Source organism: Cryobacterium sp. TMT2-10 (assembly GCF_004403075.1).
In the GTDB taxonomy this organism is placed as follows: domain Bacteria; phylum Actinomycetota; class Actinomycetes; order Actinomycetales; family Microbacteriaceae; genus Cryobacterium; species Cryobacterium shii.
This window is the reverse complement of sequence record NZ_SOGW01000136.1, coordinates 1-12,626: the sequence shown is the minus strand read 5'-3', so window position 1 is coordinate 12,626 and position 12,626 is coordinate 1. Positions and strand designations below refer to the sequence as shown.

10 protein-coding genes and 2 pseudogenes are annotated in these 12,626 nt (G+C 62.8%); 3 read left to right on the top strand and 9 right to left on the bottom strand.

Features of this window, described 5'->3' with window-relative positions; all coding sequences use genetic code 11:
- Positions 1-88: 88 nt before the first annotated feature.
- The 6 genes and pseudogenes from E3T37_RS16605 to E3T37_RS16580 form a co-directional block, all read right to left on the bottom strand.
- Positions 89-484: pseudogene (locus E3T37_RS16605) on the bottom strand (transposase); the annotation flags it as partial.
- A 209-nt stretch (positions 485-693) separates the two neighbouring features.
- A complete protein-coding gene (locus tag E3T37_RS17725; protein ID WP_134368372.1) occupies positions 694-1,674 on the bottom strand; it encodes a WxcM-like domain-containing protein in 981 nt (326 codons plus the stop codon).
- On the bottom strand, positions 1,674-2,075 hold the full coding sequence (locus E3T37_RS17905; RefSeq protein WP_134368371.1) for a GtrA family protein: 402 nt from the start codon (positions 2,073-2,075) through the stop codon (positions 1,674-1,676). The genes E3T37_RS17725 and E3T37_RS17905 overlap by 1 nt, the downstream gene beginning before the upstream one ends.
- Positions 2,056-3,030: a glycosyltransferase family 2 protein gene (locus E3T37_RS16590; protein ID WP_134368370.1), complete on the bottom strand. Its 975-nt coding sequence runs from the start codon at positions 3,028-3,030 to the stop codon at positions 2,056-2,058. Before E3T37_RS16590 ends, E3T37_RS17905 begins: the two co-directional genes overlap by 20 nt.
- Complete coding sequence (locus E3T37_RS16585) at positions 3,027-4,136, bottom strand: DegT/DnrJ/EryC1/StrS aminotransferase family protein (RefSeq protein ID WP_198416065.1); 1,110 nt, start codon at positions 4,134-4,136, stop codon at positions 3,027-3,029. The genes E3T37_RS16590 and E3T37_RS16585 overlap by 4 nt, the downstream gene beginning before the upstream one ends.
- A gap of 173 nt (positions 4,137-4,309) precedes the next feature.
- A complete protein-coding gene (locus E3T37_RS16580; RefSeq protein WP_134368369.1) occupies positions 4,310-5,812 on the bottom strand; it encodes a hypothetical protein in 1,503 nt (500 codons plus the stop codon).
- A gap of 408 nt (positions 5,813-6,220) precedes the next feature.
- Here E3T37_RS16580 and E3T37_RS16575 point away from each other — a divergent pair, with 408 nt between their 5' ends.
- Positions 6,221-8,083 (top strand): DUF4012 domain-containing protein, encoded by a 1,863-nt coding sequence (locus tag E3T37_RS16575; RefSeq protein ID WP_134368368.1) that lies wholly within the window; start codon positions 6,221-6,223, stop codon positions 8,081-8,083.
- Positions 8,084-8,096: 13 nt separating this feature from the next.
- On the opposite strand, the gene E3T37_RS17000 is transcribed toward E3T37_RS16575, so the two are convergent.
- On the bottom strand, positions 8,097-8,243 hold the full coding sequence (locus E3T37_RS17000; RefSeq protein WP_166806137.1) for a hypothetical protein: 147 nt from the start codon (positions 8,241-8,243) through the stop codon (positions 8,097-8,099).
- 120 nt (positions 8,244-8,363) lie between these two features.
- Between E3T37_RS17000 and E3T37_RS16570 the strand changes: the two genes are divergently transcribed.
- Positions 8,364-9,677 (top strand): UDP-glucose/GDP-mannose dehydrogenase family protein, encoded by a 1,314-nt coding sequence (locus E3T37_RS16570; RefSeq protein ID WP_134368374.1) that lies wholly within the window; start codon positions 8,364-8,366, stop codon positions 9,675-9,677.
- A gap of 26 nt (positions 9,678-9,703) precedes the next feature.
- Entirely contained in the window at positions 9,704-10,696 is a 993-nt protein-coding gene (locus E3T37_RS16565) for an LCP family protein (RefSeq protein ID WP_241994594.1), read from the top strand.
- A 55-nt stretch (positions 10,697-10,751) separates the two neighbouring features.
- Here E3T37_RS16565 and E3T37_RS17550 read toward each other — a convergent pair.
- Together E3T37_RS17550 and E3T37_RS17545 are read right to left on the bottom strand one after the other, a co-directional pair.
- A pseudogene (locus tag E3T37_RS17550) lies at positions 10,752-11,893 on the bottom strand (N-acetylglucosamine-6-phosphate deacetylase); the annotation flags it as partial.
- The gene (locus E3T37_RS17545; protein ID WP_241994593.1) at positions 11,893-12,432 is read right to left on the bottom strand and encodes a hypothetical protein; all 540 of its coding nucleotides are present in this window, start codon (positions 12,430-12,432) and stop codon (positions 11,893-11,895) included. The gene E3T37_RS17545 and the pseudogene E3T37_RS17550, both read right to left, overlap by 1 nt.
- Positions 12,433-12,626 lie beyond the last annotated feature (194 nt).

The window sequence follows — 12,626 nt, the reverse complement described above, 5'->3', positions numbered from 1 at the left end:
TGGGCAGATCTGTTGGCCATGAGTGGGCAGTTTTCATGGCCACCAGCGGGCATTCCTACTGGCCGCCAGTGGGCAGTTCGGATTGGCCATTGACACCGGTATCAGCGCCGAGGGCCTTGACCAGGTCGTCAACCTTCCGCGTCGAGACACCGTGGAGGTAGGCCTCCATGACGACGGCGAACAGCGCCTGGTCCACCCGGCGGCGCCGCTCGAGCAGCGCGGGAAAGAACGATCCTTGCCGCAGCTTGGGGATCTTCAGGTTCAGGTCCCCGGCCGTCGTCGACAGGACGCGCGGGCGGGTCCCGTTGCGTTGGGTGGTGCGGTCTTCGGAGCGTTCGAAACGGCCGGCACCGATGATGGCGCTGGCCTCCGCATTGATGAGTTCCTGGTAGAGCGTTTCGGTCGCGACGCGGATGCGGTCGGGGACATGGGTGAGCTTGAGTTCCGCGAGGAGGTCAAGCAGGGCAGACTGGTCTAGAGCCATCGTGTGATGTGTCTTTCTGTGAGTTCTTTGATCGGTTCTCACTGACCATCGCACGATGGTTTCCTACGTTGTTAATCCAACGCCCCAAGACCGGGAACTACACCACTCCACGGGACGTGACCACCTGCGCGATAGGAATGACTACCTTCGCGATAGGAAAAATGCTGAAAGGAATCAGCTGCACCACAGGTGCGCGACATGCGCCTTGGCTAATGACTTGCTAATGATGCTTCATCGCGAAAGACCGAATTCTTTTCAGCTGAACGGTCGGAGACAAGGCTACGGAATTCTTCGTAGGTGCGGATGTAATCCGCGCCATCGTAGGGTAATGAAGCGAACACTGCGAGCACTGCATCCGGGCTGTATGCGTATTGCGTTCCCCAAGTCATGGCGGGCATGTACAGGCCGAGGTCGGGTGAGTCGATCAGGAACTCTTCGCGATTCATTCCATCATCGACGATGGCCCGAACGGCGCCCTTGATGCAGATGAGGAATTGTTCGCATTCGCGGTGAGCGTGCTCGCCTCGGACGTCTCGTGAGGGGACGTCGTAGACAATGAAGAATCGTTGGGGGTTGAATGGAAGATCCGCGCCGAGTTCGGCCACGACCAGGCTGCCGCGCATATCCGTGGCCTTACGCAACTGAACGAGCGAATCGTTTCGCGCGAGCGGCTGGTTTGTGGCGGTGGCTGACTGGGTCGACGAGACCAGCTTCCGGCCATCGGTGTCGGTGTAGCCCGAGATTCGCGCGGGGTTGCCAACGACAATGGCGAACGGGGGAACATCACGCGTGACGACGGCGCCGGCGCCCACCATGGCGCTGCGACCGATTCGTACGCCAGGAAGAATTACCGCTCCTCCACCGATTGAGGCGCCTTGCTCCACGACAGTGCGAGGAAAACTCTCCGGGTACTGCTTGCTGCGCGGATACCGGTCATTCGTAAACGTGACGTTGGGCCCCACGAAGACGTCATTCTGCAGCTCAATGCCGTCCCAAAGCTGCACGCCTGACTTGATCGTCACCCGATCGCCAATCACAACGTCGTTTTCAACGAATACGTGATCGCAGACATTGACGTTCCTGCCGATGACTGCGCCCTTGAGCACATGGGCGAAGGCCCAGACGGTGGTTCCTTCACCGACACGATCGGATTCACAAATGCCTTGGGGGTGTACATAGGACTGCGTCATCACGCGACCTGCTTCCGATTGTCGTTAGTGAAAATTAGGCGGCCAGCGAGGTAGCTCAACGGGGCAGTCACGAAGACTGTCGCCCCGTTAGCGAGCGGGGAAGCGCCCCAGAGAGCGAGCAACTGCAACGCCCCAAGCCCGCAAAGGTAGATGGCCAGGTAGGCGACTGAGAAAAAGGCCGCACGGAGCGGTGAGAGATGCGATTGAAACACCCAGCGCCCGGTCATGACGACCGATATCCCAATTCCAAGGGAAAATGCGATTGTGAAAGCGATCCACCCCGGCAGGAAGAGGCTGAGCACCACGACAATGAGCGCTGTCACCGCTGTGTTTGCGCCTCCAGCGATGAGAAATCGAATCGGCGCCCGTTCGGCCCATTGCCTAGGCTTCTGCGGCGTCATCCGTTACCAAGTGGCTTTCCGAGACCCAGTGCGACATGACGATTGCTCCCGGTCTGCGTTTGGTGTTCTCGAACGCGCGCCAGACGTATGACCCTACGATCCCCAGGGCGACGAGGAGACTGAAAGTGGAGAAGAGTATGACAAGCATGAGTGGGGTATAGCCGGGCTCCGATATAGCGCCAGCAAGAAAGGACACCAATACGGCGATTGCGGCCAAGATCGTGAACAGGCCGCCAACCACGCCAACGCTCATGAGGACGGTTAGGGGGATGTCGGTGAAAGAGAAAATGCTGTCTAGGAGGTAGCGACGTTTTTTGGCGAAGGACCAGCCGCTTTCACCGTGCTCTCGGGTGCGGCGCACATACGGAACTTCGGCTCGCCGGAAGCCAACCCAGTACAAGAGCCCGACGAGACTGGAATGGGACTCTTCGAGTCGCAGGATTTCGTGAACGACGGCTCGGTTGCAGGCGAAGATGTCCACTCCGCCTTGAGGCATGTCGGGGAAGACACAATTCCTGTACAGGCTCCAGAACGCCGACGCCGACCAGCGCGTGAAGCGGGGATCTTCTCGCGACTCCCGGCGACCGACCGTCACATCGACCGTGCCGCCGGCCAGCTGGCGGAAGAATTCGATCACAAGCTCGGGTGGTTCCTGAAGATCGGCCGCCATCACCGCGACGAAGTCGCCACTGGCCTGTTGCATCCCAGTGCGAATCGCGGCGAAAGAGCCAAAATTGCGGGAGTGCTGGAGCAATTGGGTTGCGAAGGGAGCTCGGGGGATCAATTCCTCGAGAAGTTCAAATGAATTGTCCGGAGAACCATCTACAACGAAAACGACCTCCAGAGAGCCGTCGAGTTGGAAGGCGATATCGCCTAGCCGAGCGATCAAATCGGGGATGCTTCCGGCATTCCCGTAGACAGGTACGACGACTGAGTATGCCGCAGGGTTCGTCATGCTAGCGCCCTAATCGCTTTGCAGACCGTGAGAACTTCCTCATCGGTCAATTCGGGAAAGCAGGGAAGGGAGAATGACTGCCCGGCGAACTCTTCAGTATTGGGAAGTGAATGCGGCTCAGCGTTGAATCCGGGTTGTTCGTGATCAGGTACCGGGAAATGAATATCTGTTGATACCCCGTGTTGGGCAAGGACCTCGCGCACTTCATCTCGCCTGGGTGTCAGCGCGACTGCCAAATGGGCAACGTGGTGCTCGCCGGCTGCCGGGAGGACCCGCAACGGCCCGCCTGTGGCGGCCGCTGCGTACTGTGCAATGATCGAGCGGCGGCGGTCATTGAGTACGTCAAGCTGAGGCAACCGCGCGAGGAGGAAGGCTGCCTGAATCTCGTCGAGCCTGGAGTTAGCGCCTCCGGCGATGGCAACTCGGTACTTCGAGTCCCACCCGTACTGCCGCAATTGAGTTACCTTCTCGGCGAAGGCGGCGCTGTTCGTGGCCACCGCCCCTCCGTCTCCGAGCGCGCCGAGGTTCTTAGTGGGGTAGAAGCTGGTCGCGGCCAGGTCTCCGAAGGATCCGGCCGCGCCTTCCGGTCGCCGCGCCCCGATGGCCTGGGCGCAGTCCTCGACCACACGGATGCCACGTTCATGGCACAGAGCAACAAGGCCACGGATATCCGTCAAATTGCCGTACAGATGAGTAATGACTACTACGCCGATGTCATCAGTAAGCGCTTGGCTTACGGTTGTCTCAGTGAGACAGAGGCTCTCGGAATCAACATCTGCATAGCGCACTCGAAAACCAGCGCGTCGAGCGGCCGTTGTGGTGTACCCGCCGGCATTCGCGGCGCCAAGAACCGTATTCTTTGCCTCGGGCATGGCTACCTTGATAGCGAGTTCAAGGGCATCGGTGCCAGACGCTACACCGACCACGTGGGACACCCCCAGATACTCAGCCAGTGCCCTCTGGAACTTATCGTGCTGTGGGCCAAGCACAACCCAGCCCGAATCCAGCACCTGAGTCATGGCGAGCGTGAGAATTTCGCGGTCGCGCCCGATGCCGCGGGACAGGTCGTTCATGGGTATCGGAGAGAAAGTAGAGGTGGTGTTCACTTTTTTTTCCTGAGTCGGCGCCGCCGGGTGGTGGATTTCAGCTTACCTAACGGGTGGAGCGACTGGAGCGAGCGACCATCCCTGGTGCCTGGATTAGATGACATCGAAACCTGAACCCCTCGTGTCGACGAGAGGCATTCATGCCGATTCGGAACCAAACCGACAAGCTCGAATCACTGCTGTATCACCCACAATTCGATGGGACCGCCAGGCGCCTCATACGTGGGCCGAGGAATTAGTGTCGCACGGCCGCGAAAGGCCAAATCCACCGCGTGAGAGAAGTATGCGAGATCCGCCTTGCGCGCTCCAACCAGTATTCGCACATCCCAGTCTTCTATGAGACGGGCTGCTTCCTCGGGGGAACTGATTAGCGGATTCAGAGCTATGACAGGGCGCGGTACTGCCGCATAGGTCAACGGAAGAACCTGCGAAGTCTCGGCTACCGCGAGCACTGAACCGCGGGGTGTGCGGTTCAGTTCAGCGCGGAGTGTTTTCGTTTGCGCCATCTCCGTTTCAGCTTCGTGCCTGTATTCGCGCGCCATCAGGAAGGACCCAGCGGTGCATCCAATCAGGATGCTGGCCACGGCTATCCAGGGCACAACTGAGACCCGCCCGTTCGCCCGTTTGGGACGCGTCAGGTGGTTTAGTAGGCCAACAGCAAATACTGCGACAAAGGGAACCAACGCAAAGATATAGCGATTCTGGGCTTGGAAGGCCGCCGAAGTTGCCAAGTAGATGCCCAGCACGACCAGCGCCCAGAACTTGAGCACTCGTGAGCTCTGGTTGGTAGGAATCAGGAAAATGCCGACTGCCACCACGAGAAGAACGGCGGATTCGGTTACGACTTCAGATGGCGACGACGGAAGGATCGACTGAGCGAGCCCCATGGCCGCCTTTGAAACAAATTCTGACAGGGAGAAAGGTGCCTGCGCCAGATCGTAGTAAGAGGTCATCTGCCCCTTTTCAGAGGGCGTACCGGCCATGAGTTGGGAGAGCACGCCAGCGTGGGCGTACGGCGGGAATATCAACGGCTTCAGTGCTACCAGAACGATAGTGATTACGAGGCTCGGGGCCGCCGCGAGCCACCGGATTCGATTCTTTCGGCATATCCAAATAGTGAGAAGGGCCTGTGCGGGAAGCAAGAGTGCATAGTTATCCCGGGTGTAGAACATCAAGACGCTGCCGACGGAGATGATCACGAGGCCGGTTGAGATGGACCTGGTCTCGGACCTGGAGGTAGCTAAGGCGACAACCGATCCCAGTATTAGAAGACTCGCGCCCAAGGCCAAGGACATTTCCGCGAGGGCGTTTATCGACAGCCAAAGAGTCAACGGAAAACTCAGGAAGACGGCCGGGGCTATGAATGGGTAGGAATACCCTTGGATTTTCGCTACGAAGTACAGGCACAGGGCTATGAGTATGGCGAGGAATACGTTGACCGAAACCCAAGACACGTAGTCGCTCACGCCCAACTGATGCGCCAGGCCTGCCAAATAGGTGATCGGCAGATTGTGGATGCGAGGTGGTAAATCAGTGAGTGAGGCTGTTGCAGCGACCGTCGGATAGATTGCGTTTGTCACCGGCGAGTCTGTGAACTTGGCCATCAATAGGTCTGCGACGTACCAGTATTGATCGCTGCCACGCAGGCCAACCGCGCCATAAAAGACGTTGCCCACGAATATCGCTGCAGACGCTGCGGCTACGGTGAGGCCTGCCAGGTTCCACGGCATCTTGCGTCGGGGGGGTCGGGCCTGACTGACTGGCAAGGGTTCTCCTCTGTGAATGCGCGGCATGTTGCGCAGCCGTGGATGGGATCGCAACGACGGTGCTGCCCCGGAAAAGAGGCCCGGATTTGGCCCATTCAGGTTCGCCACGCTGTAGGCGAACGTAACTCTCCGCAGCAATTGGGCGATCACACGAACAAAGCATTCCGATTATAGGGGTAGCCGGGTACTATGCCTGAACCGTGTGTGAAGTCGCGACCTCACCGGAGCGGGCCACAAAGACGATCCTCGTGGTGGGTTCTTTCCGTACGAACGCTCGGCCAGCGCTCGTACGCCTGCGCAACCTGATTCAATGGATCAGTGAGTGAAACCAATACCCAGTTCCGGGCACGCCGAGCACAGAAGCGCGCTGCACGCGAGAAGAGTCGGTTCTATCGACGCTGGTGGTACTTGGTGGCGATCGTCGTCGGGGTGGTCATATTCGCAGGCATCTGGGTCGGCGTGCGGGGTTTGACGGCCAAGGCAGAGTTGGAAGCTGCAATGCCGCTGGCCGAGACGATCAGATCCCAGATTCTCGCTGGCGACGCGGGGGCTGCGACGAAAACCGTGAAGTCTATGGCGGAGCACTCGAAACGGGCCCGAGAGCTGACCAGCGACCCGGTGTGGCGGGTAAGCGAGCTCTTGCCGGTCATCGGGCCCAATCTCACGGCCGTGCGCGCCCTGGCCGGCGTAGGGGATGACGTGGTCAGAGGGGCAATTAAACCACTAGCGGCAATCGCATCCACTCTGAACCCGGACTTGCTGAGGCCCGTCGAGGGGGCGATTGACCTGGATGCCATCGCCGCAGCCGGCGTTTCCATCGGCGATTCAAGCGAGGTGCTCTCTCTGGCGGGTGAGCGGATCCGTGCGATCGACACCGCTGGAACGATCAGGCAGGTCTCGTCGGCGGTCACACAATTCGGCGGTCTCCTTTCTGGCATCGCACCGACGCTCGCCTCCGCAAGGGAACTGCTGGACATCGCACCCGACGCTCTCGGCGCGAGCGCGCCTCGCAACTATGTCATCGTGTTTCAGAACAACGCTGAGGCTCGTGCGCTTGGCGGCACCTCGCTCTCCTTCGCCCTCCTAACGATCGATGAAGGTCGTGTCACTCTCGGAAAGGCGGTGCCGGCGGGATTGGGGAACTTCGCGTATTACCAGGATTCCGTGATTCCAATGCCTGATGGCGTTGCAGCGTTGTATGGGTCGGAGTTCGGGCGGGCCGTGTCGAACGTCACTGTGAGGCCCAGTTTCGCGAGCGCAGCCAAGATTACCCAAGAAATGTGGAAGCGGCAGTTCGGCACCGAGATCGACGGTGTTATTTCGATCGATCCGATCGCGCTTGGTTACCTTCTGCGTGGAACGCCCCCCATCCCGCTGTCGACTGGGGACGTTATCACGAGCGATACTCTCGTGCCGCTACTTCTCAATGGTGTTTACATGCGCTTCTGGTCCGGGGACGGTGGCTCCGACAATGCGGCGCAGGACTTGGTCTATTCGGAGATCGTCTTGAAGACCTTCGATCAGCTCCTGAGCGGCGATGTGGATCCAAAGGTGATGCTGTCGGCCCTGACACAGGCAGTTGACGAACGCAGGGTGCTGGTGTGGAGCCCCAATGAGAAGGAAGAAGCCGTCTTCGAGTTCGTCGGGGTGGATGGCGCCTTGCCCAAGAGCGACGAGGAAACCGATCGGGTCGGAGTTTACTTCCAGGAGAACGTCGGCTCGAAGATGAACTTTTACCTGAAGCAGGCTGTCAGCCTGGGTCAGGCCCAGTGCCGGGCAGATGGAAAGGCTTCCTATCGCATTGGCGTCGACCTCGCGAACGGGCTGCCAGCCGACGCAGCGACATCGATCAGCCCCTCGATTCTGGGAACATTCGACCGGGAGAAACTCAAGCCAGGCGTGCAGCGCATGATCGTCATGGTCTACGCGCCGCCTGGGTCACAGATCGTCGGAGCGACGGTTGATGGGGCTGCCGTTCAGCTTGAAGCGTTCCACGACACCGATTACCCGGTGGCGAAGGTGACCCTGACCATTGAGCCCGGGGCAACGTCGAAGATGACCATTGACGTGGTCGCGGCCGGAACAAGCAAGAAGGCGCTTGAAGCCCAGGTGACGCCGATGGTGAACGCGACGAGCGTTTCCGACCTGCCCCTGGACTGCGGGACCGTCGCCAAGGAGTAGCCGGCGCGGGGAGCTACAGGGCGAGTGCGAGGGCGGCGAAGCCGATACCGCCGGCGGCGATGGTAGCCAAGGCCAGCACGGCGTATTGAAGCCCCTTGGTGCTGCGACCTCGTCGTAACAAAGCCTTGTGGCCCATCTGCTCGGGTCGGATCTTGCTCATGATTCTCACTGTACCGCTGCCGTGACGGGTGAATCGCTAGTTCTGGCCACCGAAAGAGGGGGCCTGGCCCGCCTGCTGTGGGGTCCGAGGCTAGGCTTCAAGCGTGAAGAAGGCGACGATATGAAGCTGTCCGTGATCGGCTGCGGCTACCTGGGAGCCGTGCACGCTTCGGCGATGGCTGAACTGGGGCACGAGGTGGTGGGCATCGATATCGATGCCCGAAAGATCGAACAACTGGCCGCGGGCCAACCGCCATTCTACGAGCCGGGCCTGCCCGAGATTCTCACCTCGGCGATGGCGTCGGGCCGGCTGCGCTTCAGCACCGACGTTGCGGATGCCGCCGGTGCGCAGGTGCACTTCATCGGGGTCGGCACCCCGCAGAAGGCGGGCAGCCACGCCGCCGATCTCAGCTACGTCGACGCCGCTGTGCTGTCGCTGCTGCCACATCTTGCCGCCGGTGACCTAGTCGTGGGCAAGAGCACGGTGCCGGTCGGAACCGCCGCCCGGCTGGCGGGGGTGATCGAGGCATCGGGCAGTGGGGCCACCCTGGCTTGGAACCCCGAGTTTCTGCGCGAGGGTTTCGCCGTGAAAGACACCATCAGCCCCGACCGCCTGGTCTACGGGGTGGCGCCCGGTGAGGCCGGCGAGCACGCTAGGGCCGTACTCAACGAGGTCTACGCATCGGCTATCGTTGCGGAGACGCCGTTGATCGTGACCGACTACGCGACGGCTGAGCTGGTGAAGGTCGCTGCGAACGCGTTTTTGGCCACCAAGATCAGTTTCATCAACGCCATGAGCGAGATCGCCGACGTCTCCGGGGCGAATATCACCGAGCTCGCCGACGCGATCGGCTTCGACAACCGCATCGGCCGCCGGTTTCTCAACGCCGGCGTAGGGTTCGGCGGTGGTTGTCTACCTAAAGACATCCGTGCTTTCACCGCCCGGGCCGAGGAGCTCGGCCGAGGAGACTCAGTCGCGTTCCTGAAAGAAGTCGACGTGATCAACATGCGGCAGCGACAGCGGGTCGTCGCGATGACCTTGCAAGCGTTGGACAAGCCCGTCTACACCGCCAAAGTGGCCGTGCTTGGGCTCAGCTTCAAGCCGCACTCCGACGACGTGCGGGACTCGCCGGCACTCGACGTGGCCGTGCAGCTGCGGGGCCTGGGCGCCGACGTCGTGGCGACTGATCCACAGGGAATCGAGAATTCGAGGTTGCGGCATCCGCAGCTCACCTACTCCACCAGCATCGAGGACACCCTGCTCGGCGCAGATGCGGTCGTGCTGGTGACGGAGTGGGCCGACTTCAAGCAGATCGACCCGGTGTGGGCGGCCACGCTGGTGCGTGTGCCGATCATCATCGACGGCCGCAACACGCTCGATGCCGCCGCCTGGCGGGCTGCCGGCTGGACCTATCTCGGGCTAGGTCGGCCATAGTGGCCGAGTCGTTGACTGCGCCGGCGGTGCGGCCGAGACGCCGAGGGTGGCGGATCGCCCTCATCGCCATCGCCGTCGTACTGCTTGTTGGCGGGGCGGTGGCTGCTTACGCCTGGAGTCTGAGTAGTACCTTCGACGGCCAGACCGTGAAAATCCCGCAGGTCTTCCCCGATGAGGCTTCACGACCCCCGGCGGCGCAGACCGGTGAAGCGGCGCGAGGGCAGAACATCCTCCTGCTCGGTTCCGACACGCGCGGATCGATCGAAGGGTCCATCGCGGACCTGACCGGGCAGCGCTCGGACACCATCATGGTGGTGCACGTGCCGGCGAACCGCAAGAACATCTACGTCATGTCGATCATGCGTGACAGCTGGATCGCAATCCCCGGCCATGGCGAGGCGAAGATCAACGCCGCCATGTCCTACGGCGGGGTGCCCTTCGCAGTGCAGACCATCGAGGGCCTGCTCGGCGCGCGGATCGACCACGTGGCTATCGTCGACTTCACCGGGTTCAAAGGCGTCACGGATGCCCTCGGCGGCGTCGACGTCGACAACCCGATCGGTTTCGACACAGGGGGTGAGCACTTCGCCCAGGGAGTCCACCGGTTGAACGGCACGGAAGCGCTGGCGTTCGTGCGAGAACGCCATGCGTTCGCGGACGGCGACTTTCAGCGGGCGCGCAACCAGCAGTCCTTTATCAAGGCCGTGCTTGGTAAGACACTCACGGCGGAAACCCTCACCAACCCCGGCAAAATCAGCGGCCTGGTCGGGGCGGTTGCTCCCTATCTCGCAGTGGACGACAAACTGAACGCGGCCTATGTGGCGGGTCTCGCCGTGGAACTGCGCGATGTGCGCGTGGGCAATGTCACCTTCTTCACCATGCCGACGAAGGGCACCGGAACCTCGCCCGACGGGCAGTCGATCGTCGTCATCGACCAGGACAAGCTGAAGGCCGTGCAGCAGGGGTTTCAGACGGACACCCTCGACGCCTACCAGCCCGAGGTTCAGACGATCGGTTGAACGGGCTCCTGCTTTTCGGAGGCGCGTTCAGAGGAGTCGTCGGCTGCTCGGCGACGACCGCGTCCACCCGCAAGTCGTCGCCGAGCAGCACCGCGTCGGCGACGTAGCCGACCGCGAGACGGCCGAGGTCGTGGCTGCGGCCGAGGGCCCGGGCCGGGGTCTCGGTCACCGCAGCGGTCGCGGCCTCGAGGCTCAGGCCTTCCTCGGTGACGGCGCGGCGGAGGGCGTCGTCGAGGGTGAGGATAGAGCCCGCGATCGTTCCGGCATCGGGCGCTCCGGGCGACAACCGGGCGATGCCTTTGTCGACCGTGACGGGGAGTGAGCCCAGCAGATAGGGGCCGTCGGGGGCATCCGTGGCGGCCATCGCGTCGGTGATCAGGGCGATGCGGCCCGGGGCGCCGGCGAAGGCCAGGCGCTCTCGGGGTGCACGTGCACCCCGTCGTTGATGAGCTCCAGGGTCACGCCGGGGGAGTGCATCGCGGCGGCGACCGGGCCCGGGCGGCGGTGGTGCAGGCCGGGCATGCCGTTGAACGCGTGGGTGAGCACGGTGGCTCCGGCGGCGAAGGCGGCCTACGCTGTGTCGTAGTCGGCGGCGGTGTGCCCGATGGCCACGGTCACCCCGGCCGCGCGGAAGGCGCGGATCGCCTCGGCGGCCCCGGGCAGCTCGGGGGCCAGGGTGACCAGGCGCAGGTGGCCGCGGCCGGCCCGGATCAGGCGGGCCACGGAGTCGGGGTCGGGGATGCGCAGCAGGGCCGGGTCGTGCGCGCCGCAAAAGCCGTCGGCGAGGAACGGGCCCTCGAGGTGCGCGCCGAGAATGAGCGGGTCGGCCTCGGCCAGGTCGGCGATCACGGCCAGGCGCTGCTCCAGCTGCGGCAGGCTGGCGGTGACCAGCGAGAGCAAGCTGCGGGTGGTGCCGTGCCGCCGGTGCACGGCCAGCGCGGTGCGGATGGCGTCGGCGCCCTCGTCGAACGCCGCCCCGCCGCCGCCGTGGCAGTGCAGGTCGATGAAGCCGGGGACGAGGAGCCGGCCGGCGGCATCCGTCACCCGGGCCGGGTCGGGGCCGCGGCTGAGCTCCAGCCAGCTTGTGCCTGTGCCGATCGCGCTGACCGTGCCGTGCTCGAAGGCCACCCACGCGTCGGGGGTGCTCGTGCCGCCCGAGACGAGGCGGGCCGAATGGATCACGGTGCGCGCTGCGATCACCTCGGCCTGTCGCTGACGTCGGCCGCGTCGAAGCAGGGGCTGGTCGAGCTGAGGGAGATCACGGCCGGTAGCGAGGTGTTCGACCGGGCCGAGACGCTCAGGCCGGGCGCGGTGTCGGCGACGCCTTTCCCGGTTAGAAGAACCGTGCGGCCGGCGTCGGGCTCGTCCGCCTGATTCGGCGTGGTGGTCCAGCCGTCCTTTTCGTAGGTCTGGATCAGGGCGTCGGCCACGGCGAGTGGCTCGGTCCCCTTGACGAGCCAGACGAAACGCATGTTCTGCCAGGCGCGCACCGTGGCCTGCGGGGTGTCGCCGGCGCCCACGCAGCCGACCGACGTGTTCAGCAGGAGGTCGACGTGGTCGATCAGGCCGGGGTCGATGGCGGCGATCGCCGCGTCGACGGTGCTGGTCGTCGTCGTTTCCTCGGCCTGTTTCGGGGTGGCGTCCGGCTGGGAGCCGTCGGCGGCGCATCCGCTCACCAGCAGCACGCCGGCAACCAGCGCGGTTGCCGCGAGCGCTCTACCCCGGTGACGATTCATTCTGCGCAGCATACTGCCCCCCCATAATCGTGCGCAGTGTCTCTCGGCGGCGCGCCCTGTTCGTGCGCATTACACACCCCCCCCCGCACTGTCAGCCTAGATGAGTGAGTCCTAATCGATTGTCGGTAGCGGTACACGTCTAGTCAGATCGGACTGGCCCGGCGTGGACGCTGTTAATCGAAGGCGGAGGGTGT